General features: G+C 67.2%; 21 protein-coding genes. 7 read left to right on the top strand and 14 right to left on the bottom strand.

All coding sequences use genetic code 11. From position 1 onward, the window contains the following. The first annotated feature begins 207 nt into the window (after window positions 1-207). The gene (locus ACH4D3_RS33135; protein WP_398329901.1) at window positions 208-756 is read left to right on the top strand and encodes an ATP-binding protein; all 549 of its coding nucleotides are present in this window, start codon (window positions 208-210) and stop codon (window positions 754-756) included. Window positions 757-856: 100 nt separating this feature from the next. Here the strand turns inward: ACH4D3_RS33135 and ACH4D3_RS33130 are convergent, their stop codons facing one another. The 9 genes from ACH4D3_RS33130 to ACH4D3_RS33090 all read right to left on the bottom strand — a co-directional run bounded on the left by ACH4D3_RS33130 (window position 857) and on the right by ACH4D3_RS33090 (window position 11,362). Next, the gene (locus ACH4D3_RS33130) at window positions 857-1,888 is read right to left on the bottom strand and encodes a zinc-binding dehydrogenase (protein WP_398329898.1); all 1,032 of its coding nucleotides are present in this window, start codon (window positions 1,886-1,888) and stop codon (window positions 857-859) included. A gap of 181 nt (window positions 1,889-2,069) precedes the next feature. Then, window positions 2,070-2,849 carry a TetR/AcrR family transcriptional regulator gene (locus tag ACH4D3_RS33125; protein WP_398329895.1) on the bottom strand — a complete coding sequence of 260 codons (780 nt, stop codon included), beginning with the start codon at window positions 2,847-2,849 and terminating at the stop codon, window positions 2,070-2,072. A 211-nt stretch (window positions 2,850-3,060) separates the two neighbouring features. After that, on the bottom strand, window positions 3,061-4,212 hold the full coding sequence (locus tag ACH4D3_RS33120) for an XdhC family protein (protein ID WP_398329892.1): 1,152 nt from the start codon (window positions 4,210-4,212) through the stop codon (window positions 3,061-3,063). Window positions 4,213-4,299: 87 nt separating this feature from the next. Further along, a complete protein-coding gene (locus ACH4D3_RS33115) occupies window positions 4,300-5,559 on the bottom strand; it encodes an MFS transporter (protein WP_398329889.1) in 1,260 nt (419 codons plus the stop codon). A gap of 159 nt (window positions 5,560-5,718) precedes the next feature. After that, the gene (locus ACH4D3_RS33110; protein ID WP_398329887.1) at window positions 5,719-6,222 is read right to left on the bottom strand and encodes a (2Fe-2S)-binding protein; all 504 of its coding nucleotides are present in this window, start codon (window positions 6,220-6,222) and stop codon (window positions 5,719-5,721) included. After that, window positions 6,219-7,085, bottom strand: coding sequence for an FAD binding domain-containing protein (locus ACH4D3_RS33105; protein ID WP_398329884.1), 867 nt, complete (start codon window positions 7,083-7,085; stop codon window positions 6,219-6,221). Before ACH4D3_RS33105 ends, ACH4D3_RS33110 begins: the two co-directional genes overlap by 4 nt. Beyond that, window positions 7,082-9,493 (bottom strand): xanthine dehydrogenase family protein molybdopterin-binding subunit, encoded by a 2,412-nt coding sequence (locus tag ACH4D3_RS33100; protein ID WP_398329881.1) that lies wholly within the window; start codon window positions 9,491-9,493, stop codon window positions 7,082-7,084. The genes ACH4D3_RS33105 and ACH4D3_RS33100 overlap by 4 nt, the downstream gene beginning before the upstream one ends. A gap of 5 nt (window positions 9,494-9,498) precedes the next feature. Further along, on the bottom strand, window positions 9,499-10,509 hold the full coding sequence (locus ACH4D3_RS33095) for an MBL fold metallo-hydrolase (protein ID WP_398329878.1): 1,011 nt from the start codon (window positions 10,507-10,509) through the stop codon (window positions 9,499-9,501). Between the two features lie 49 nt (window positions 10,510-10,558). Beyond that, a complete protein-coding gene (locus ACH4D3_RS33090) occupies window positions 10,559-11,362 on the bottom strand; it encodes an enoyl-CoA hydratase/isomerase family protein (RefSeq protein ID WP_398329875.1) in 804 nt (267 codons plus the stop codon). Between the two features lie 143 nt (window positions 11,363-11,505). On the opposite strand from ACH4D3_RS33090, the gene ACH4D3_RS33085 reads away from it, so the two are divergent. Beyond that, entirely contained in the window at window positions 11,506-12,540 is a 1,035-nt protein-coding gene (locus ACH4D3_RS33085; RefSeq protein WP_398329872.1) for a LacI family DNA-binding transcriptional regulator, read from the top strand. 12 nt (window positions 12,541-12,552) lie between these two features. Here the strand turns inward: ACH4D3_RS33085 and ACH4D3_RS33080 are convergent, their stop codons facing one another. From ACH4D3_RS33080 to ACH4D3_RS33070, 3 genes are read right to left on the bottom strand one after another with little or no spacing between them, the layout of a single operon-like run. Next, window positions 12,553-13,227: a 3-oxoacid CoA-transferase subunit B gene (locus tag ACH4D3_RS33080; RefSeq protein WP_398329869.1), complete on the bottom strand. Its 675-nt coding sequence runs from the start codon at window positions 13,225-13,227 to the stop codon at window positions 12,553-12,555. Further along, complete coding sequence (locus tag ACH4D3_RS33075; protein WP_398329866.1) at window positions 13,224-13,895, bottom strand: 3-oxoacid CoA-transferase subunit A; 672 nt, start codon at window positions 13,893-13,895, stop codon at window positions 13,224-13,226. Before ACH4D3_RS33075 ends, ACH4D3_RS33080 begins: the two co-directional genes overlap by 4 nt. Then, window positions 13,892-15,097 (bottom strand): thiolase family protein, encoded by a 1,206-nt coding sequence (locus ACH4D3_RS33070; protein ID WP_398329863.1) that lies wholly within the window; start codon window positions 15,095-15,097, stop codon window positions 13,892-13,894. The genes ACH4D3_RS33075 and ACH4D3_RS33070 overlap by 4 nt, the downstream gene beginning before the upstream one ends. An 83-nt stretch (window positions 15,098-15,180) precedes the next feature. Here ACH4D3_RS33070 and ACH4D3_RS33065 point away from each other — a divergent pair, with 83 nt between their 5' ends. Then, complete coding sequence (locus tag ACH4D3_RS33065) at window positions 15,181-16,065, top strand: LysR substrate-binding domain-containing protein (RefSeq protein WP_398329860.1); 885 nt, start codon at window positions 15,181-15,183, stop codon at window positions 16,063-16,065. A gap of 377 nt (window positions 16,066-16,442) precedes the next feature. Here ACH4D3_RS33065 and ACH4D3_RS33060 read toward each other — a convergent pair whose 3' ends face one another. Beyond that, the gene (locus tag ACH4D3_RS33060; protein WP_398329857.1) at window positions 16,443-17,477 is read right to left on the bottom strand and encodes an alpha/beta hydrolase; all 1,035 of its coding nucleotides are present in this window, start codon (window positions 17,475-17,477) and stop codon (window positions 16,443-16,445) included. 122 nt (window positions 17,478-17,599) lie between these two features. After that, window positions 17,600-18,214: a TetR/AcrR family transcriptional regulator gene (locus ACH4D3_RS33055; RefSeq protein WP_398329854.1), complete on the bottom strand. Its 615-nt coding sequence runs from the start codon at window positions 18,212-18,214 to the stop codon at window positions 17,600-17,602. 403 nt (window positions 18,215-18,617) lie between these two features. Between ACH4D3_RS33055 and ACH4D3_RS33050 the strand changes: the two genes are divergently transcribed. The 4 genes from ACH4D3_RS33050 to ACH4D3_RS33035 all read left to right on the top strand — a co-directional run bounded on the left by ACH4D3_RS33050 (window position 18,618) and on the right by ACH4D3_RS33035 (window position 21,878). Continuing rightward, window positions 18,618-19,508, top strand: a complete 891-nt coding sequence (locus tag ACH4D3_RS33050) for a VOC family protein (protein WP_398329851.1) — start codon at window positions 18,618-18,620, stop codon at window positions 19,506-19,508. Between the two features lie 64 nt (window positions 19,509-19,572). Beyond that, complete coding sequence (locus ACH4D3_RS33045) at window positions 19,573-20,934, top strand: Rieske 2Fe-2S domain-containing protein (RefSeq protein ID WP_398329848.1); 1,362 nt, start codon at window positions 19,573-19,575, stop codon at window positions 20,932-20,934. Between the two features lie 26 nt (window positions 20,935-20,960). After that, window positions 20,961-21,506: an aromatic-ring-hydroxylating dioxygenase subunit beta gene (locus ACH4D3_RS33040; protein ID WP_398329845.1), complete on the top strand. Its 546-nt coding sequence runs from the start codon at window positions 20,961-20,963 to the stop codon at window positions 21,504-21,506. 57 nt (window positions 21,507-21,563) lie between these two features. Then, window positions 21,564-21,878 carry a bifunctional 3-phenylpropionate/cinnamic acid dioxygenase ferredoxin subunit gene (locus tag ACH4D3_RS33035; RefSeq protein WP_385973429.1) on the top strand — a complete coding sequence of 105 codons (315 nt, stop codon included), beginning with the start codon at window positions 21,564-21,566 and terminating at the stop codon, window positions 21,876-21,878. Window positions 21,879-21,884: the final 6 nt, after the last annotated feature.

Genomic DNA, 21,884 nt, shown 5'->3' with positions numbered 1-21,884 from the left:
CGTCCTCCCTCTCCAGGACTGTGATGTCTTCGTTCACAGACGTCTGTAATGAACGTTCTATCTACTACCTTCGCAGACGTTGCCCACAGGGTCAATGAAGTCGTGGAGGCGTCCGGTCGGGGTGCGGCCGTGCCGGTCGTCGCCGGGGTGCGTCCAAGTGTTCGGAGTTTTATATCAAACGTTTGACCCTCCACTTGTCCGCTTCTAATGTCATTCCTGTCGAAATCATCTGATCCGCGAGCATACGAAAGACGAACGGAGGTAGCCGCCATGTCTACCTTGGCGAGGTTTGGCGCCATGCCTGTGGCGGCGCCCGGTTCGGGCCGAGGATGTCTCCACTCCGCGTTCCCGGCGCGAAGCGTGCGACGTATCACTTTGCGTGCACCGGCCCAGCCCGAGTCGGTCGGGCAGCTCAGGAAACGCGTGTCGGTGATCCTTTCCGGTTGGTTGCTCGGCACCGACGAGACGCAGGCGGCCGAGCTGGTCGTCAGCGAGCTCCTCACCAACGCGGTCGAGCACGGGCACGACGAGATGACCCTTGGTGTCACGCTGAGTGGATCAGCTCTCGAGATCACGGTTACGGATCACGGCCCAGCCACGGAGTCCGGCAGCTCCAGTGATCCCGACGAACATGGTCGCGGTCTGGCCATCGTTGCTGCCATCGCGCAGGACCTGTCCATCGACAAGACGCCCGGCGGATGGCGGGCCGTGGCCGGCATGGCCATTCAGCCGGCGATGTCCGACCGTGCAGCGTGAGATGAGATGCCCGACTGCCCCGACTGCGAGGACCTGGCTGCGGCCTCAGCACACTCAGCGAGTGTTGTCGGCCTACCCCCGTGTGGCACGGTCCCGGCTCTCAGGGATGCAGGACGATCTTTCCCACATGATTCCTGCGGGCGAGTTCCGCCTGGGCCCGGGCCGCCTCGCCGAGTGGAAACGTCGCGGCGACGACGGGCTGGATCTCGGCGCGCCGGGCCATGTTCATGAGGAGGTCGAAGTGCGTGGGTGTGTGCATCGTGGAGCCGATCACCTGTGCGTTGTGCAGGTAGAGGCGGCGTACGTCGAAGGCAACCTGGTGTCCGCCAAGTGCCCCGGCGATCACCCAGCGGCCCCCTTCGCGCAGGAGGGGAAGGCCCTCACGCACCAGGTCCCCGGCCACGACGTCGAGGGCGACATCGATCCCCTCGGGCGCGGCGGTCCGCACTTGCCCGGCGATGTCCTGTGCGCGGTCGACGACTTCGTGTGCACCTGCGTCGCGCACCGGCTCGACCTTCGAGCCGCTGCTGATGGCGAGCACCCTCGCACCACGTGCTCGGGCGAGCTGGACCAGGGCGAGGCCGACACCTCCGGAGGCTCCTGAGATCAGGGCCGTCTCTCCGGCCCGCAGCCGACCCCGCTCGATCATGCCCAGTGCCGTGCCGTAGGCGGTCGGCAACGACGCGAGTTGGTCGTCGGTGAGCGGGGAATCCGTCATGTCGTGCACACGCTCTTCGGGGGCCGTCACATACTCGGCGTACCCGCCGTCACGCTCGCTCCCCATCAGGCCCACCGGATTTGCGTCGGGCCGGTCGGAGTCGTATATCGCCGGGTCCACGACCACTCTGCGTCCGACGAGGTTCCGGCCGCTGTCGGTGCCGGCGGCGACGACCCGGCCTGCTACGTCGGCGCCCTGGATGCGGGGGAAGCCGATGGGGCCGCGCCATCCCGACAGGGCGTTCATGTCCTCCGGCCGGCCGTACGCGCCTTGTCGGGTCCACAGGTCCGTGTTGTTGAGTGCCACCGCGCTGACCTGGACCAGTACTTCACCTGGCCGTGGTGCCGGAACGGCCACGTTTGCCGGCTGGAGGACATCGAGTCCTCCGTGCCCGACAATTCTCATTGAGCGCATGTTCTGGGGCACGACCACCGCGAGTTACCTCTTCGTGGAGTATACCGATCTGTTTACTCCAGTACCGTACACCGTCTGGACAGGGAGTGCTCGGAGTGGACAGTTGGGGATGCCCGATTCCTCCGCTCAGCGAAACGAAGGCGCGGCGAATCGATGTACAGCTCGCGGGGCCAGTCCTTGGTCACCTGTCCTGTGCGGGCCGACCGGAGGACCCTGCCGAGGATTGCCGGTGTGCCAGGCTGCGTGAGCGCGCGCCAACGGACCGCTCTGACACCGGTCGGCGCCGACCGGCCAGGTCCATCGGTGCGGTGGGGGGAAGTGGGCTGAGGGTGTGGCCCTGGAAGGATTGCAGGAGGTAGGTGACGAGGCGCCGGGCGGCGGGCAGCGCGGTTTCGGGAGGCTGGTGGGACAGTCCGCTGACGGCCAGGAAGAGGAGACCGATGTCGGCGGGGTCGAAATCATCGCGGAGTTGTCCGGCCTCGCGGGCGCGCTGGACCAGGCTGGACAGGCCTTCCGCGGCGCGGGTTGGCTCCCCGTTGTAGTCCAACGCCTCGGGGAAGCCAATCATGAAACCCATGTCGAAGCCGTGTTCGGTGACCAACGTCAGAGACACCGTCTCCAGAAAGCCGAAGAGTCCGTGCGCGGGGTCGGGGTCGGCCAATGCCGCGTCAAGAGCCGTCGCACACGTGGTGAGATGGTCGTCGAAGGCGGCGGCGACAAGATCGGAGCGAGTCGGGAACCGGCGGTAGAGGGTGGCCACACCGACACCGGCCCGACGGGCGACCTCGCTCAATGGCGCGTCGACGCCCTGGCTGGCGAAGACCTCGCGCGCGGCTTTCAGGACGCGCGCGCGGTTGCGGCGGGCGTCGGCACGCAGATCCGTCGCAGGTGCGCCGCCAGCCGCTCCAAGGGGCGCTTCAGGGGCAGGATCTATAGGCTCTTGAGAAGTCTGAGCAGGCACTTCTTCTCACTCCGGGCTATGCGGACGATGGATTCCGCGCACGAGAGTAGTCTGAGCAAGCGAGGCCATTCGCCCCCAACCTGGGGAGGTTCAGAGCGCAGGGTGTCTCGCAAGTGCAGTGCGGTGCGGTCGCGGTGGTGGTTGCAGGCGGGCGGGAGGTCTGCCGGCGGAGACGTCGCACGGCCCCGTTGCCACCGAGGACGCTCGCTTCTCAGATGTACGAGGTTGTGTCCTTCCCGTCTGTCTCTGTGCCGTGGTGTATGGGGATGTGTCCTCCGGTGAGTGAAACTCCGCTGCCCCCGTGCCGCTGGGCCACGATCTCGGCGGCGATGGACACCGCGGTCTCCTCCGGAGTGCGGGCGCCGAGGTCGAGACCGATCGGGGAGCGCAGTCGAGCCAGCTCCCCATCCGTGAGGCCCGCTTCACGCAGGCGTTCGTTGCGGTTGATGTGAGTCCGGCGGGAGCCCAGGGCGCCCACGTAGGCGATCGGCAGACGCAGCGCGCGGTGGAGCACGGGCACATCGAACTTGGTGTCATGGGTGAGCACGCACAGTACGGTGCGGGCGTCCACGTGGGTGCGTTCGAGATAGCGGTGCGGCCATTCGATGACGATCTCGTCCGCGTCGGGGAACCGGGCCGCGGTCGTGAACACGGGCCGTGCGTCGCAGACGGTGACGTGATAGCCGAGGAACTTGCCCATCCTGACCAGCGCCGACGCGAAGTCGATCGCACCGAAGATGATCATTCGCGGCGCGGGCAGCGAGGACTCGATCAGGAGCGTGAGCGGGGCGCCGCAGCGAGAGCCCTGCTCTCCCACCTCCAGGGTGCCGGTGCGGCCGGCGTCGAGGTGGGCAAGTGCCTCAACGGCCACGGTGAGGTCAAGTTCGGAGTGGGTGCCGAAACTGCCCTGCCGACGACCGCCCGGACGTACCAGCAGGGCGCGGCCCATGAGGTCGGGTGGGCCGGAGACGATGCGGGCGAGCGCCGCCGCCTTCCCGGTGGCGGCAGCCGTGAGCGCCGCTGCCAGCACGTCGCGTACCGTCCGGTCCCCGGACCGGACCGGTGTGACGAGAATGTCGATGACGCCGCCGCAGGTCAGACCCACGGTGAAGGCTTCGGCGTCGCTGTACCCGAACCGCTCCAGTCGGCTGCGTCCGTCCTCGATCGCCTCGCGGCACAGTTCGTAGACGGTGCTCTCCACACAGCCGCCCGAGACCGACCCGATGGCGCGGCCGTCACCGTCGACGGCGAGGGCCGCGCCCGGCTGCCGGGGCGCACTGCCACTGACGGCCACCACTGTGGCCACGGCGAAGTCGAGTCCACGCTCCACCCACCGGACCAACTCGTCGGCGATGTCCAGCACTGACAGGCTTCCCTTTCTCGCGCGGCCGCTGCCCAGGTGTCCATGTGCGGCAGCTCCCCTCGGCGCCGCACATGAAGGACTGCTTCGTCAACGGGCGGCGAAGTCGGCCTCGATGTCGGACATGGCCCGCCCGCGCCCCTCCTTGAACGCCCATCCCACGGCGGCGAGGACGACGAAGAGGGCGGCACCCGAGAAGACGAGGACCGAGTATCCGTACACCGGATAGACGGCCGCGGCGATGAGTGGCGGGAAGAAGGAAAGCCCTCGTCCGAGCTGCAGTGAACTGCCGACGCCCAACGAACGGACCCGAGTCGGGAACTGCTCGGAGAAGACCAGGCCGAAGGCCGCGGCGACGCCGGTGCCGAAGTACATGATGAAGACCGGTGCCAGGCTCAGGAAGCCCTGCGCGTCGGCCTCCAGGACGATGCCGAGCAGGACGCTCCCGAGGGCGGCGATGGATGCCATGATGCACCAGGTGAGACGACGTCCGATGCGGTCGGCCAGAACTCCGCAGGTCACTGATCCCAAGAAGATCGACAGACCCACGGTCATCGTCCACCAGGCAGCTTTCCCGAAGCTGAACCCCTGTACCTCGATGAGGTATTTGGGCAGGAGAGCGGCGACTCCGTAGAAGGCGAAGAACTCGATCGCACAGGCCGTGAGGCAGAGGAAGAAGGGCTTGAGGAAGAGCTTTGAGCGCACCAGCTTCCAGTCGGTCGAGACGCGTTCACCACGAGACTGAGCTTCCCACTCGTCGGACTCGGGTACAGCGAACCTCGCGAGGATCGCCAGGAGGATCGGCAGACACGACACGGCGAAGACCCAGCGCCAGCCGATGGCGGGAAGCAGATATCCGCCGACCACGGCGGCCAGGGCCAGTCCGAGTCCCACCCCGCTGTAGAGTGCGGCGCCCCACCAGCCACGGCTGCTTGCCGGCATGGCTTCCGAAACCAGGGACTGCCCGACTCCGAATTCGCCGCCCAGTCCGATCGCGGCGAGTATGCCGAACGCGACAAGCATGTTGTAGTCGGTCACGAAGGCTCGGGCCAGAGTGAACACGCCGAATATCACGATGGTGATCATCAGGACGCGACGGCGCCCGATCCGGTCTCCGAGGTATCCGAACACAACGCCTCCGACCGCGATGCCCAGGAGCTGGAGCGAGAGCAGGAGTGCGGTCTGCTGCGAGGAGAGGTCGAACTCCGCCGCGATCGGCACGATCAGGAACGTCATCAGTGCGATCTCGTAGTAGTCGAACAGCCACCCCGCGAATGCGGTGAGCCACGCAAGGAACTGCGGGCGGGTGACTTTCTCTCTCTCGTATACGGTAGCTTCTAGGGCTTGCATGGTCCTGGTCCCATCTTTCGGGAATTTACCGGAAATCGAAATGTTTCGATTCTCGGCAGGTGAATGATGTCGTGCTTTCTTCTCCTGTGGGGTGCATGGTTGTCCTGCACGCGCCGATCGGTTCTTGTGCGGAAATGAAAGGTTCGGGGGGAGGCGGTTTCAGGAGTTTTCCGGGTTACCGGCCGCGAGCATCGCCGCGGCGTGCCGGACGGCCTTGACGATGTTTTCGTAGCCGGTGCACCGGCACAGGTTTCCGCTCAGCGCGTCCCGGATCTCCGCCTCGTCCGGGTGCGGGGTGCGCGCGAGCAGGCTGATCGTCGAGAAGACCATGCCGGGGAGGCAGAAACCACACTGGAAGGCGTAGTGCTCCATGAAGGCGGTCTGCACCGGGTGGGGTCGGGACAGGCTGCCGAGGCCTTCGAGGGTCACGACCTCGGATCCGTGCGCCCGGCCGGCGAGCATGAGGCAGGTCTTGACGCAGGCGTCGTCGACCATGGCCGTGCAGCTTCCGCAGTCGCCGTTGCGGCAGCCCACCCTCACACCGGCCACGCCACAGCCCTCGCGCAGGGAGTCGACCAGCGTCTCGGCGTCGTGGACCTCGGCGCGAGTGGTCTCGCCGTTGAGGGTGAAGGTGACCTTCTGGGTGGCTTCCTGACTGCTCATGGTCGCTCCATTCCTGAGGGGAGCCGCGCGTGGGCCTGTCGTGATGCGCGCGATGCCACGGTGGCGGCGACTCGGCGCCGGTAGGCACCGTCCGCTCGGATGTCCTCCCAGAAGTCGTCCTCAGGGAGGGCAGACATGTGGTCTTCCAGGGCGTCCCGCAGCCGCCGCGGACTGTTCGCCACACCGTCGGGCAGGCGGATCTTCCAGGGCACACCTCGGACGCCACCGAGGGTGAGTTCGACCGTTCCGTCCGTCAGGACGCAACAGGCGCAGGTCACCACGGGCCAGGAGGACTCCGCGAACTTGAGCTTGTAGTAGCCGTGCGCCATGGCCTCGGGACGGGACCGGACGGTGAGTTCGGTGACCAGTTCGTCAGGACACAGGTCCGATCGTTCGGGACCGGTGAGGAACCGCTCGGCCGGCATCGTGCGGGTGCCGCGCACCGAGGCGAGCGAGACCTGGGCGGCGTGAGCCACGAGGACGGCCGGCGCGTCCGAGCAGGGCCGGGCACAGACCAGGGAACCGACGATCGTGCCCTGGGTGCGGATCTGGATTCCGCCCGTGATCCCCTTGGCCATCATGTGGAGAAGGGGCACACGCCGCTCGGCACTCGGTGTGTCGAGCAGTGACTGATAGCTGGCGGCGGGACCGAGACGAACGGTGTCCTCGTCGTACCGCACGAGAGGGATGTCCAGGTAGCCCAGGTCGACGATGTCGCTGGGATCGACTTCCCGCCGGGTGAGTTGCGGAACAGCGATCGTGCCGCCACCGACGACGAGCGCGCGCCCGCCTTTCGCCGTCACTTCCGCGAGCGCGGTCGTGGCCTCGGCGACGGTCCGTGGTCTGATGATCCGTCGGTTCACGGTTCGACATCCCTCTGCGCGTGGGCGAGCAGATCGAGAACCCGGGGCGGGGTCAGGGGCAGTGCCGTCGGAGGCGGGCAGTCGGGGCCGAGCGCGTGCGCCACGGCGTTGAGGACTGCGGCCATCGTGCCGCCCACTCCTGCCTCACCGGCTCCTTTGGCGCCGAGCAGGGTGTTGGGTGACGGTGTCTCGATGTGCTCGACGACCATGCCCGGCAGGTCGTTGGCACGGGGCAGCATGTAGTGCTTGAAAGTAGAGGTGAGAAGGGTGCCGTCATCGTCCGACAGGCTCTCCTCGAAGAGTGCCAGGCCGGCTCCGGTGGCCATGGCGCCGTGCATCTGGCCCTCCACGAGCGTCGGGTTGATGACGAGTCCGCAGTCGTGCACCGCGACCAGGCCGGTGATCGTGGTCTTCCCCGTGGCCAGATCGACGAGCACCCGTGCCACATACACGCCGCTGGAGACGTACGGGTACGTGTAGCGGTACTCCTCGCTGTCGTTGAGACCCCGCTGCGTCCGCGGGGTGTACGAGCGGGTGGCGACCAGTTCTGACGCACCGGTGGCGGAGTGCAGGTCGGAGCAGAGGTCGGCGAGAGTCATGACGGGACGCCGGTCGGCCTCGACCCGCCCGTCGACGAAGGTGATCCTGTCCGGACGAGTGCCGGTCAGCTCGGCCGCCCGCACGCGCAGCCGGCTGGCGACGTCCCGCGCCGCCAGGACGACGGCGGCGCCGCCCACGGCCGTGGCCCGGCTGCTGGCATGGCCGGTCCCGGGCGGGACGCGGTCGGTGTCGCCCTGGACAACCGTGACCATCGCGCGGGAGGTGCCCAGCTCCGCGGCGGCGAGCAGGGCGAGCGAGGAGTCGTTGCCTCCTCCCGGATTGGTGACACTGCTGCGCACCTCGACGCGCCCTGCGGCGTTCACCGACACCGTGGCGGTCTCGGGAGCCGGGGCCGTGGGACGTGCTGCCGTGCGCAGTGGACCCGCGGGATGGCCTCCGCCCTCCGGAGTGATCTCGAAGGCGATGCCCACGCCTTCGACCACGTCGTCCGCCGGGGTCGTGACGCGGGTCCCCTTGGCCGGCCGGTAGTTCGCCAGGGAGAGCGCGCGGTCGAGAAGCGCACCGAAGTCACCACTGTCGATGAGGTACCCCGATGGCAGGCGGTGCGGCAGCCGGCTGCTCGCCAGCAGGTTGCGCCGCCGTACCTCGGCGGGGTCGAGGCCGAGGTGGGCGGCGACCATGTCCAAGAGCCTCTCGATGACCACGATGGCGGTGTCCTTGCCGTAGCCGCGGCAGGAGTGCCAGGGAGGCTGGTTCGTCAGAAAGACGCGTGAACGGATTTCCACGGCCGGGATGTCGTAGGCGCTGGGGAAGGTGGCCGCCGTCACGTAGGCCATGCGCCAGCCGGGCGAAGTGGAGGCCGCGCCGACCGGGATGGTGATGTGGTCGCGCAGGGCGAGGAGACGGCCCTGGTCGTCGAAGGCGACCGCGGCGCGGTGGATCTGCTCGCGACCGCCCCCGAGGAAGCACTCGGCCCTGCTTTCGACGAACTTGACCGGTCGGCCGGTCATCTTGCTGAGCAGACAGACGAGGGGCTCCTCGGCGAATCCGGTCATCTTCAGACCGAACGATCCACCGACCTGGGGCACGACGACGCGAATCGAGTCCTCGGGGATCCGCAGCACGGTGGAGAGTTCCCAGCGCAGTTGGAAGGGCTGCTGATGAGAGGCGTGAACGGTCAGGCGCCCGTCGGCGTCCCACGAAGCGAGGTAGCCGCGCGGTTCCATCGGTGCCGTACTGCTGCGTGCGATCCGCAGGGTGCTCCGAAGGGAATGGGGTGCCGACGCGAACGCGCTGCCGGTGTCGCCTTGGGTGAAGTCGTTGGCCGCCAGCACCAGGTCGGCGAACTGCTCCTCGGCGCGAAAGGGATCCTCCCCCAGGTCGTCGAGGTCCAGGACCGGAGGGAGTTCCTCGTAGCGCACGCGCACCACGGCGGCTGCGGCCCGGGCGAGCGTCGCGGACTCGGCGACGACCACGGCAACGGGCTCACCGGACCAGCGCAGTTCGTGTACCGCGAGTGCCGGCACACTGAACGTGCGAGCGTCGATGTCCTCGGGGTTCTGGACATAGGGCATCGGGGCCAGATGCCGGGCGGCCTCGTGGCCGTCGACGGCAGCCACCACGCCGTCCATGGCGAGAGCCTGGCTGACGTCGATGCCGAGCAGTCTGCCTCGGGCCACAGGGCTTCGTACGACCGCCATGTGCAAGGTGCCGACGGGCTCGATGTCATCCAGGTACGTGGCGCCACCGCTGATGAAGGCGAAGGCGTCGTACTTCGGCCATCGCGCGCGTTCGCTCTCCGCAAGGGTGAGTGCGTTCCCCGAGGGATCGCCGGGCGTGGTACTCACGGCTCTCACGCCTTCGGGCCACGGCCGGGGGCGTCGGCCCGCTCCGGGGAGCACGGGTCGATGTAGGCCTCGCGATTCTTGATGATGCGGTGGCCGTAGGAGGCGGGGTCGAGGCGCAGCATGTCGTCGAATGCCGCGGCTTCGTCGACAACGGCCTTGGAGCCGTACCTGAGTTCCTCGTAGGCCCGGTGCAGATTCAGCACGAAGCGTTCCGGGTGCTGCCACTCGGCGTATTCGCCGAGGTCCTGCTGCCGGGCGGCCTCCAGCACGGACAGGTTGGCGTCCAGGGCCTTCGCCGCGGTGTCGGCGACGAAGGAGAAGTATCCGAGCCACTGGTCGAGCACATCCGGACCGCAGACCGTGCCGTGGCCCGGCACGATGACGCGCGGTTCGAGGGCCTTCATGGTGTTGAGTGCCCGCACGGATCCGGCGGTGGAGCCGCCGTGGGTGATGGGTGTCGCGTCGTGGAAGAGCACGTCTCCGGCGAACAGAACGCGTGCGTCGGGCAGCCAGACCACGATGTCGTTGTCGGTGTGTGCCGGGCCGACGAAGATGAGTTCGGCCCGGTGATCGCCGACGTACAGCTCCAGCTTCTCGTCGAAGAGGAGCTGAGGGGGGCGGACCTTCAGAGATCCCCACGGGACGATCGGGTCCTGCTCCGTGGGTTTGAGCCCCTGCTTCACCACGGCGTCCCGGCAGCGGCGGTGGGCCACGATGCAGGCATCGTCGAAAACCGAATTGCCGAAAGTGTGATCACTGTGATGGTGCGTATTGATCAGAATCTGAGGACTTTCGACGCCGGACCTGCGTGTCATCGATTCACGGAACAGACGGGTGCGATCTTCGGTGAGGGCGGTGTCGATCACCGCGAGCTCGTGGCCCGAATGGATGAATCCAGAGTTGTTGAGCCCCCAGCTGCCGTCGTGGTGGAGATACGCGTAAATTCCGTCTCCCACCTCGGCCAGGCTGGGCTCTTCGACATATCCGCGATAGAACTTGTTCCAATTGGAGGCCATCATCCGCTCCTGATCTCAAGTCCGCACTGTCGTTGATGTGGTGGGGCGGTCAGCTTTCGCGCATACGGGCCAGGCCTTCGAGCGCCAGACCGTAACCGAGCAGGCCGTGCATCTGACCTCGCAGGGTCTCGGTCACGACCGTGCGTGTGTAACGCCGGACGAGCCGAGGCTGCTTCAGCAGCTCCGCGGCCAGGTCCCGTGCTCGGTCGAGGAGCTGGTCCTCGGGAAGGACCTCGTTGACCAGGCCGAGGTCCTTGGCCTCGGCCGCCTCGATCTTCTGCCCCGTGTACAGGAAGTACCGGCCGCGCGTGGGCCCCATGAGCAGGGGCATGATGATGTGCATGCCGTCTCCGGGGACCATCCCGCCGGCGAAGTGGGCCGTGTCCTGAAAATACGTCGAGTCGGTCGCGAGAACGATGTCCGACAGCAGTGGGATCTCGGCGTGGCGCACCGCGGGACCGTTGATCGCGGCGATCACCGGTGCCTCGATCGCGAGGAGGTTGGGGAGCAGGTGCTTGCCCTCCCACAGGATCGGGTCGTAGTGCGAAGGGGTCATGCTGTTGCGGTTCGGGTGGCTGCCGGGCTCGATCGCGGGGCCGCTGAAGGCGTCACCCGTGCCCGTCAGAATAATGACGTCATTGTCACGGTCTCGTCCTACCTGTGCGAAGGCGTCCTCGAATTCGTAGTGAGCCTGCAGGCTCCACTGAAGAGGGCCTTCGTTCGTGTGGAACCGCATCGTCAGAACACCGTCGTCGGTGCGCTCCATGTCGATGGTTTCGTACCGGTCCTTGTACTCCTTGAACCGTGACGGCGGGCGCTGGAAATGAGTGATGCTCGCGTTGGTCCCAGTCACTGCGATCTCTCCTGTTCGCTGCCTCACGGCAGGGGTTCGAGCCATTCGGTACCGCAGACGCTAGAAGCGTGTTACATGGCGGTCAATCGTTTGATATAAAAAGTTCATCAGGCCGGACGCCATAGAGCCGCACGGAGGCCACGATGACTACGGACCGTAAGCCGACCGGACCGCGAAGGCCCACGCTGGCGGATGTCGCCGCGGCAGCGGGTGTCCACACCAGCCTGGTCTCCAGGGTCCTGCGTGATGATCCGCGGGGCTTCGCCTCGGCCGAAACGCGCAGTCGCATCCTGGCGGCGGCGGAGTCGCTGGGGTACCGCGCCAACGTCGCGGCCCGGGGGCTGCGCAATGCGCGCACGACCACACTGGGACTGTTGCTGCCCGGCTTCACAAGCCCCATGTACACCGCCCTCGCGAAGAGCGTGGAAGAGCACGCCGCCGCGCGGGGCTACGGTCTGGTCCTGGGGACGCACGCGGCCGGTGACCCACACGAAACCATCACGAACATGCTGATGCAGGGCCGGGTGGACGCGATGCTCGTGGCCTCCGGACGCATCGAGGACAAGGCCCTGCGCCGCCTCGCCGAGTGGGCGCCGCACCGGGTGGTGCTGCTGAACCGGCAGGTGCGGTCGGTGAAGGCCAGTGTCGTCCTGCGCGACGGCGACGCGGCGGCCCTGGCGGTGCGGCATCTGGCCGACCTCGGCCACCGGCGGGTGGGCGGCGTGTTCGGTCCGCCCTCCCTCGACACCATGGTCCGGCGCCGGCACGGGTACAGGGAGGCGATTCGCTCGACAGGAGTCGATGCGCTCACCGTCTCACTCGAAGGGCGCGACTACTCCGCCGGCTTCAGCGGTACGCAGCGGCTGCTGACCGGTGACGGCGGCCGGCCCACCGCGATCTTCTCAGCGACCTTCCCCATGGGGGTGGGTGCACTGGCGGCTGCCCAGACCATGGGATTCGCGGTTCCCGAGGAACTCTCGATCATCTCCCTGCACGACGACGATCTGGCCGGCTTCTTGACACCGTCGCTCACGACCGTGGCCCTGCCGGTCAAGGAACTCGGGATAGAGGCGGTCGAGCTCGCACTCGACATGGCCGCGGGAGGGGAGCCACGCAGGATCGTGGTTCCCCAGAGTCCCCACCTGATCGAACGCGCGTCGACCGCGGCGCCAGGGTGAGCGCCGTATGCCTCACTCCTTGGTGGCATCCAGCAGCGGTATGTCCAGTCGTGCGGCGAGCTCGTCGAAGGTGGTGCCGAAGGTGTGCGTCACGCTGACTGCTCGGGGCGAGATGTCGAACACCGCCAGGTCGGTGTAAACACGGTCGACGCATCGAAGCCCGGTGAGGGGATAGCCGCATTCGCGCACCAGCTTGGGCGTGCCGTCCCTGGTGAAGAGTGTCATCACCACGAACACCTGCTTGGCGCCGATCGCGAGATCCATGGCCCCGCCGACGGCGGGTATGGCATCGGGCGCCCCGGTGTGCCAGTTCGCCAGGTCACCCGCGGCGGAGACCTGGTAGGCGCCCAGGACACAGAGGTCCAGGTGCCCGCCGCGCATCATGGCGAAGGAGTCCGCATGGTGGAAGTAGGCCGCTCCGGGCAGCTCGGTGACGGGTACCTTGCCGGCGTTGGTCAGGTCCGGGTCGACTTCGTCTTCCCGGGCGGCGCGACCCATGTTGAGCATGCCGTTCTCTGTGTGCAGCACGACACCAGAGTCCGGCCGCAAGTGGTCGGCGACGAGGGTCGGCAGGCCTATACCGAGATTCACGAACGCCCCGTCGGGGATCTGGCCGGCCACCAGGGCCGCGATCTGGTGCTTGTCCAGTGGGGCCTTCTCGCGCGGTGTGCGCATGGCAGCGTTCATGCCCAATCCACCTCCTGTACCACGTGGTCGACGTAGATGCCGGGGGTGACCACGGTTTCCGGATCGATCTCACCGGTTTCGACGATCTCGCGTACCTGCGCAATCACCGTGGTCGCCGCGGTCGCCATGACCGGTCCGAAGTTCCGCGCGGTCTTGCGGTAGACGAGATTGCCCATGCGGTCGGCCCGGTGAGCACCGATGAGCGCCACATCACCCTTGATCGGGTATTCCAGTACGTAGGCGTGTCCGTCGATCTCCCGGGTCTCCTTCCCTTCGGAGAGGAGGGTGCCCACCGCGGTGGGACAGAAGAAGGCTCCGATGCCCGCGCCAGCGGCCCTGATCCGTTCGGCGAGGTTGCCCTGGGGCACGACTTCCAGCTCGACCTTTCCCGCCCGGTAGAGCCCGTCGAACACCCAGGAGTCGGCCTGCCGCGGGAAGGAGCAGATCACCTTGCGGACGCGGCCGGCGGCGAGCAGGGCGGCGAGCCCGGTGTCACCGTTGCCGGCGTTGTTCGACACCACGGTCAAGTCGCCGGCGCCCTGTCTGAGGAGCGCGTCGATCAGATCCACCGGCATGCCTGCCATACCGAATCCGCCGACCAGCACGGTGGAGCCGTCCTGGATTCCGGCGACCGCCTCGTCCGCGTTGCCGCACCACTGCGCGCTCATCCCCTGCTCCCCGTCACATTCTCCAGCACGACGGCGAGGCCCTGACCGACACCGATACACAGGGCCGCGACACCCCAGCGCTCGTCGGACTCGCGCAGCCGATGGGCGAGGGTGCCCAGGATCCGGCCCCCCGAGGCGCCCAGGGGGTGACCCAGTGCTATGGCGCCGCCCTTGGTGTTGACGATCTCCGGGTCGACTCCCCAAGCGTCCATGCAGGCCAAGGACTGTACGGCGAACGCCTCGTTGAGCTCGACCGCGGCGACATCGGCCCAGGAGATGCCGGCGTTCCTCAGTGCGCGGTCGGCCGCTTCCACTGGGGCGAACCCGAACATCTGCGGGTCGAGGGCGGTGGCGGCGCGGCCGGCGATCCGAGCGAGGGGCGGGGTGCCGATGTGCGTGGAGGCGTCGGCGGAACCGAGCAGCACGGCCGACGCACCGTCGTTGAGGGGGGAGGCGTTGCCGGCCGTGATGACACCGTCGGGCCGGAAAGCGGGCCTGAGCCCGGCAAGCGTCTCGACGGTGGCGCCGGGGCGGATCCCCTCGTCCCGGTGGACCGCGGCGTCGGCGGTTCCGGTCTGGACCGGCACGACCAGGCCGTCGTAGAAGCCCGCGTTCCATGCCCGGTCGGCCAGCGTGTGAGAACGTACCGCGAAGGCGTCCTGCCGTTCGCGGGGGACGCCGAAGCGTTCGGCGAGCCGCTCGTTCGCCTCGCCCAGGGAAACGGTCCACTCCTTCGGCATCCGCTCGTTCACCAGCCGCCACCCCAGCGTGGTCGACACCGCGGTGACGTCCCCGGCGGGGAAACCCCGCGCGGGCTTGGGCAGGACCCAGGGAGCCCGGCTCATCGACTCGGCTCCGCCGCAGAGCACGATGTCCACGTCGCCCGTCTCGATGGCGCGTGAGGCGATGATGGCCGCGTCGAGCGAGGACCCGCACAGGCGGTTCACCGTCGTGGCGGGAACCGAGGTGGGAAGGCCCGCCAGCAGGGCGGCCATTCGCCCCAGGTTGCGGTTGTCCTCGCCGGCCCCGTTGGCGTTGCCCCAGACGACGTCGTCGATCTCTGCCGGATCGAGTGCGGGCGTCTTGGCGAGGACACCGGTGATCGCCTGCGCGGCGAGGTCGTCCGGCCTCACCTCGGCAAGGGCACCCGCGTACCGTCCGAAGGGAGTTCTTGCTGCCGCATACACATAGCTTTCGGTCACCCCGTCACCGTAGAAACACGCAGTTCATCGCGTCCAACACATAATTCTTATAGATTGATAACTTTGTGCTCTAAAATAGCGGCATGGAGATCCGTCAGCTGCGGTACTTCCTCGCCGTGGCCGAGGAGTGCCACTTCGGACGCGCCGCAACCCGTCTGCACATCGCGCAGCCTGCCCTCTCCCAACAGATCAAGCAGCTGGAGGCCGAACTGGGGATCGCCCTGTTCAACCGGACCACGCGACGCGTCGAACTGACGGAAGCCGGTCACCAGCTCCTCGACCACGCCGGGACACTCGTCGGCGGAGAGGAACGCGCGCGCTCCCACCTGCACGAGCTGGCGGCAGGGCGGGCGGGCCGGGTGTCCGTCGGATTCATCGGAACGGCGACCTACGACGTGCTGCCGCAGGTCGCGCGTACGGTGAGGGCACACCTCCCGGCGGTCGCCATGGACCTGCACGGGGAGGTTCTCGCCCCACGTCTGGTCGAGGGGCTGCTCGACGACACGTACGACCTCGTGGTGGTTCGCCAGGCGGCGCCCGACGAGGGCATCCGCGTCACCCCACTGCGTTCCGAGCCACTCGTGGCGGTGCTCCCGGCTCATCATCCGTTCGCGAGTCGCCGTGTCGTGCCGCTGGGGGAGCTCGCCGGCGAACCGTTCGTGATTCACCCCTCGCAGGCACGTTCCTCGATGTACGAGCGAGTGCTGGCGGCGTGCCGACGTGCCGGCTTCGAGCCCTCTTCCTTGGTGGAGGTCAGTGAGACGGCGACGTTGGTCGTGTTCGTCGCGGCGGGTCATGGTGTGGCACTGGTTCCGCAGTCGGTGCGGAGTCTCGGCCTGGAAGGCGTGACGTATGTGCCACTGGCGGACACCGAAACGGTCGACCTTCTCCTGCTCCGTCGCACGGACCGCAATTCCCCTGCCGCCACCCGCGTCGCCGAGGTGATCAGGCAGAGCGTGCGCGGCTGACGGCATCGGACCCCAGCTCGCGCCTCGGGCGGTTTGGGCCGAGACCTACGCCGGTGTGACACACCGCTGTACGACAGTGCCGCGGGCGCCGGCTGGGCAGAGCGGACTGCATGCGTTGTGGGAGGAGTTCGAGGAGCGCCGCACCCCCGAGGCGAGGCCGAGCCCATGTGGACCGTCTGCAGCCCCTGCTCCTCAACTGGTTGGCGCAGGGCGGCACGTGGCGGACTCCGGGTGTCACCGCAGACGACGTCCGAGTCGGCAACATCGGGCATGGGGAGGCGTCTTCGGCCTGAGGAGGGCCGGGCGGCACCTCATCGCTGAGGGAGAGGAGCGTGTCTGCGCCGGAAGTGCCACACCCCACGCGAGACCTGGAGGGGTCACTGGCCTCTGAGCAGGTTCGCGCGGAGAAGGTCGTTGATGAGGCGCTCGGTCTCGGGGCCGTTCTCGGGCAACTCGGCGCCATGGGCCTGGGGCAGGCGCCGCACCGTCACGGTGACACCGTCGTCCACGAGGCGCTGGGCGTAGGCACTGCCTTCGTCCCGCAAGAGGTCGTAGTCGCCGAGAATCACGAGCGTGGGGGGCAGGCCGCGAAGGTTGGCCGCGTGCATGGGGGAGGCATAGGGATTATGTGCGTCGACCGGTGAGGCGAGGTACATGTCCCACATCTCCAGGGCGTTCTGCCGGGTCATGACGTAGCCCTCGGCGAAGAGATGCATCGAGGCCGTGTTGCAACCGCTGTCGGTCACCGGGATGTTGAGCACCTGCGCCGAGAGGACCGGACCGCCGCGGTCACGGCTCATCAGGGCCACCGCCGCGGTCAGGTTGCCGCCGGCGCTGCCGCCGCTCACCGCCAGTCGGGCCGGGTCGACACCGAGCTGCTCGGCGTTGTCCGCTACCCAGGTCAGCGCCGTGTAGCAGTCCTCGACTGGGAGCGGGAACTTGTGGGTGGGCGCCATCCGGTAGTCGACGTCGATGACGACAACGTCGAGTTCGCGGGCGCGCGCGGCATGCGCCGCGGCGTTGGTCCGCAGGACGTCGAGTCCGCCGCCGACCCAGAAGCCACCGCCGTGGAAGTGCAGACAAGCCGGGGCGGCGCTCGCCCGGACGGGACGGTAGATGATCGCGTCGATCGAGCCCGCCGTGCACGCAGGGCAACCAGACCATCCGCAGGTACCGCTGACGGGGATGCGGACCTCGCTCACCTCGACGTCCGTGAGGTCCGGCGTCACGCCACCCGCCGCGCTGATCTGCGCTTGCTGTCGGTCACGCTCCCGCGTGACCGTGCTGAACCAGGCCTCCCGGGCGGCGGGCTCGATCGGAGGTTGCTTGACGACGGGGGCCTTGCCATTGGCCAGATGGGGTGTGATCTGTTCGATGATGCCGCGAAGACGCGGCTCCGTCACCAGTTCCATGGACGCGAACGCTATGGTCCGCGTCCATGGTTGTCCACATCGGACAGGTATCCGGTGTCGGGAACACGGCTCGTAGGAGTATCGGCCGGCAGGTGCGGAACGGGAGCTGCCGGCCACCGAGGTCAGGGTGAACTGATCCCTCTGAGAACGATGTGAAGAGCACGATCGGCGCGCGTGCGGCGCTCGTCCGGAGCGGTACCAAGCTGGGATCCCAGCGCCAGAATCACGCCGCTGACCAGGAAGACGACGTCTTCGGGATCGATGTCCGCACGGACCGCTCCAGCATCCTGCGCCTGGCGGAGCAGGCCGTCGACCGCGTCGACGACGAGGTTGTGGCCCCGCTCCGCATTGCCCGCGGCGTCACTCTGCTGCAGGCCCTGGGCCATCAGTTGGACGAGAACACCCTGGGACTCGATGCCGAGTGACACGAAGGAGTCGAGCCACTGCCGGAACGTCTCCATGGGCTCGCCCGTGCCGGTCAGTGCGCGGGCATGTTCCGCGACCCTGGCGGTGCGGTCGCCGTAGACCCGCTCGAACAGGTGCATACGAGTGGGAAAGTGTCGGTAGAGCGTCGCAGGCGCGACGCCGGCCTCTCTCGCCACCTCGTCGAGGGGCACTGCCGGACCCACGCGCTTCACGAGCCGGTCGGCCGCGGCCAGGATCTGCTCGATGCTGCGCTGGGCGTCCGCGCGGACGCGGCGGCGCGGGGCCGGCGACGCCGTCTTCTCGGTTGCCAAGAGAAGCCTTCCTCCCTCTTGCGTGGGTCAACGGTGCTACTTTACGGTTACGGCTATGTGAGAGTGTGACTCTCACATAGGAGCCGCCTGGTCGGACCTCCCTGCGAGGTCTTTCGGACGTCCATCAGGACCCCAGGAACGGAGGATGACGTGTCCGCACGCCTCAGGGCGGCCGTTCGTCGCAGGCGCCGGTCGGCGACAGGCCGCTGATCCGGCCGAGTTGTCGAGTGCACACACCGCGGTACCCGCGTGCCGGGAAAGGTGAGTGCGATGCGTTCTTCCCTCGCGCCCTCGGAACCGCTTTATTTCTAGTGGAATCAGAAATCTGCAGAATTTTGCGCCCCTCAAAGCCCGTCGTTGCTCGCCGGACAGCGCCACACTTCTTTCGATTGAGGAGAAACCTGTGCCTTACGTCAGTGCTCTCGGGTATATCGGGATCGGTGCACGAGACCTCGACGCGTGGCAGACGTTCGCCACCGAGATCCTGGGACTTCAGGTCACCAGGACTGCGGACGAGGAGAACGTCGACACGCTGTTCCTTCGCATGGACAGCCGGCACCATCGCATCGCCGTCCGCGCCGGCGAGGACGCGCTGAGCTACGTCGGGTGGGAAGTGGCCAACGAGGCGAACCTCGACGCCCAGGTCAGCGAGCTGGAGTCCGCAGGTGTGACCGTCAAGGAGAACCCGCAGCTCGCCGAGGTCCGAGGGGTCGTCCGGCTCTTCCAGTTCGAGGATCCGGCCGGCTTCCACCTGGAACTCTTCTACGGCGCGGCGACCGTCGCCGAGCCGTTCGTCTCGCCGACAGGCGTCCACTTCACCACCCAGGACCCCGAGGGCCGGGACCTGGGGTTGGGGCATATCGTCCTCGCGGCGCCGGACACGGAGAAGATGGTCGATTTCTACCTGAACACGCTGGGTTTCAGGGTCACCGACCGCATCACCTACAAGCCATTGGTGCTCACCTTCACGCACGTCAATCCGCGCCACCATTCGCTCGCATTCGGTCCGGCCGCCGAGGGAGCCAAACCTTACATGGACCATTTCATGCTCGAAGTCGAAAGTATCGACGCCGTCGGCCGTGCTCTCGACGAGGTCCGCGCCCGTGAGATATCGCTGACTGCCACTCTGGGACGGCACACCAATGACGGAATGCTTTCGTTCTACATGAAGTCGCCTTCCGGGATCGGCGTCGAGTACGGCACGGAAGGCAAACTGATCGACGACGACACCTGGACCGTCACCAACTGGAACGCGGCCGCGTTCTGGGGGCACGACCGCAGCCACACGCACTGAGCCACACCCACAGCCGGTCCCGTCCGGTGCGGCTGTACCGGCCCGTCCTCCGAAGGGAAGAAGCATGACTGAGACGAGTCCCGCCAGCATGGTGGACCAGCTCGACTCCCTGGTGTCGCTCGAGCGTGGTGAGATCGACCGACGGATCTTCAGCGATCAGGAGATCTTCGATCTGGAGATGAAGTACATCTTCGGCCGTGCCTGGCTGTTCCTGTGCCATGAGAGCCAGATCCCCAAGAGAGGTGATTTCTTCGAAGCCCCGATGGGGACGGACAACGTCCTGGTAGTCCGGCAGCGGGACGGCGGCATCAAGGCATTCCTCAACACATGTTCGCACCGAGGCAACGCCGTGTGCCGTGCCGAAGAGGGCAATGTACGCAACTTCATGTGCACGTACCACGGTTGGACGTTCGGTCTCGACGGCGAGCTGGTGGGCGTCCCGGGCTCGTCCCTCTTCTACAAGGAGAAGTTGGACCGCTCCCAGCACCCTCTGCGCAAGGTTGCCCAGCTGGAGAGCTACCGGGGCTTCGTCTTCGCGACCTTCGACGAGACTGCGCCGCCGCTCCAGGAGTACCTCGGTGCCACGGGCCGGCTCGGCCTCGATCTCCTCGCCGAGCGGGGCGACATCGAAGTGGTTCCGGGCATCCAGAAGTTTACCGTCAGGACCAACTGGAAGTTCACGGTCGACAACGTCTTCGATTACTACCACCCGCAGATCACGCACATGTCCGCGTTCGCGGTGGGCCTCATCCCCTCGCCGCCCGACAGCTACATGGAAGGCGGCGCCAGGAGCGAGAGCGGCGCCAACTTGGAGGTTCCCTTCCTCCCCACGGACCTGCACAACGTGGTGATGATCGGCGAGTACGGTCACGCGATCTCGGGACCCGACCAGGACTCGCTCGAAGTCAGCGCCGGCCAGGAGCCGTTCGCCTGGCGGCACACGGCGGAGACACAGGCGAAGCTGGGCCGCCACGGTAGCCGTGTGGCCGGCCACCCACATGTGTTCCCCACGACTTGGGTCACCGCGGGCGGCCAGCTGAGTCTGCGCGTCCCCCGCTCACCGGATGTCACCGAGATCTGGTGGTTCTCCTTCTGCGACAAGAACGCCTCGTCCGAGGAGAACGCAGCCCTGCTCAGCTCCCACATCCACTCCTTCGGCCCGGCCGGACTCCTGGAGCAGGAGGACGGCGAGAACTGGGCGCAGTCGACCCTGCAGACCAAGGGACTCAAGAGCCGCGAGATCCCGCAGCTGCTCAAGATGGGGCTTGGAACCTCCGAGGTCATCAAGGACGACGGGCTGGCGATCATCGACGCGCCGATCAATGAGCACGCCCAGCTGTGGACCTACCACGCGTGGCGCGAGTGGCTGCGCAACCCAACGTGGGACGAGCTGCGCGAGCGCACCGTCCCCCGGGACCGATACTGACCGACAATTCGCGAGGGAAGTGCCGGATGGCCACCGAAGCAGCACCTTCCACACAGGAGACGGCATTGGAGGTCGTACTCCTGCAGTACGAGGTCGAGCAATTCTACTACCACGAGTCCGCGCTGCTTGACGCGCACCAGTACGAGGACTGGGTCCGTCTCTTCACCGAGGACACCCACTACTTCATGCCCCTGCGCCGCACCGTCACCAGGCGGCAGGCGCATCTGGAGTTCACCAAGCCCGGCCAGATGGCCTATTTCGACGAGGACAAGAAGTATCTCGAGATCAGGGCACAGAAGTTCGCGACTGGCACGTCCTGGGCGGAGGACCCGCCCTCGCGGACCCGACACCTGGTCACGAACGTGCGCATCGGGGAGCGGTCGGGTGGCGAGATGGAGGTCCACAGCAACTTCATGCTGTACCGGACCCGGCTCAAGGACAGTCTGGACCAGTGGGTCGGACGGCGTGAGGACACTCTGCGGCGCATCCCTGAAGGTCTGGCCATTGCCAAGCGCCACATCTTCCTCGACCAGACAGTGCTGCAGTCGGGGAACCTGAGCAGCTTCTTCTGACGGCGGCCACCGATCAGACCCCCAGCAGCCAAGCTACGAACGAGAGTCAGTCGAAACATGCCCTGGATACGTGCCTGCGCCGCCGATGAACTGGACGACGGCGACGCGCTTCAGCTCCCCATCACGCCGCCGATCGCGGTCTTCCACGTCGACGGCGCCTTCTACGCGACGAACGACACCTGTCCGCACGGACAGTCCTCGCTGGCCGACGGATACGTGGAGGGGAAACAGGTCGAGTGCGCCTGGCACTTCGCCAAGTTCGACATCACGACCGGAGCGGTACTGACACCGCCGGCGAACGCGCCCCTGTGCACATACAAGGTGCAGGTCGAGGGCGAGGACGTCATGGTCGAGATTCCGGACCGCGGGTGACGACCC

It is taken from the genome of Streptomyces sp. NPDC018026, assembly GCF_044327745.1.
Classification (GTDB): Bacteria; Actinomycetota; Actinomycetes; order Streptomycetales; family Streptomycetaceae; genus Streptomyces; species Streptomyces rubrogriseus.
The sequence above is the reverse complement of the archived record's forward strand: the minus strand, read 5'-3'. Positions and strand labels throughout refer to the sequence as shown.

Bases quoted from the DNA above. Each gene is read 5' to 3' on its own strand.
- ACH4D3_RS33135 (WP_398329901.1), top strand. From the start codon at position 208: ATGTCATTCCTGTCGAAATCATCTGATCCGCGAGCATACGAAAGACGA.
- ACH4D3_RS33130 (WP_398329898.1), bottom strand. From the start codon at position 1,888: ATGCGCTCAATGAGAATTGTCGGGCACGGAGGACTCGATGTCCTCCAG.
- ACH4D3_RS33115 (WP_398329889.1), bottom strand. From the start codon at position 5,559: ATGCAAGCCCTAGAAGCTACCGTATACGAGAGAGAGAAAGTCACCCGC.
- ACH4D3_RS33110 (WP_398329887.1), bottom strand. From the start codon at position 6,222: ATGAGCAGTCAGGAAGCCACCCAGAAGGTCACCTTCACCCTCAACGGC.
- ACH4D3_RS33095 (WP_398329878.1), bottom strand. From the start codon at position 10,509: ATGGCCTCCAATTGGAACAAGTTCTATCGCGGATATGTCGAAGAGCCC.
- ACH4D3_RS33085 (WP_398329872.1), top strand. From the start codon at position 11,506: ATGACTACGGACCGTAAGCCGACCGGACCGCGAAGGCCCACGCTGGCG.
- ACH4D3_RS33080 (WP_398329869.1), bottom strand. From the start codon at position 13,227: ATGAACGCTGCCATGCGCACACCGCGCGAGAAGGCCCCACTGGACAAG.
- ACH4D3_RS33075 (WP_398329866.1), bottom strand. From the start codon at position 13,895: ATGAGCGCGCAGTGGTGCGGCAACGCGGACGAGGCGGTCGCCGGAATC.
- ACH4D3_RS33065 (WP_398329860.1), top strand. From the start codon at position 15,181: ATGGAGATCCGTCAGCTGCGGTACTTCCTCGCCGTGGCCGAGGAGTGC.
- ACH4D3_RS33060 (WP_398329857.1), bottom strand. From the start codon at position 17,477: ATGGAACTGGTGACGGAGCCGCGTCTTCGCGGCATCATCGAACAGATC.
- ACH4D3_RS33045 (WP_398329848.1), top strand. From the start codon at position 19,573: ATGACTGAGACGAGTCCCGCCAGCATGGTGGACCAGCTCGACTCCCTG.
- ACH4D3_RS33040 (WP_398329845.1), top strand. From the start codon at position 20,961: ATGGCCACCGAAGCAGCACCTTCCACACAGGAGACGGCATTGGAGGTC.
- ACH4D3_RS33035 (WP_385973429.1), top strand. From the start codon at position 21,564: ATGCCCTGGATACGTGCCTGCGCCGCCGATGAACTGGACGACGGCGAC.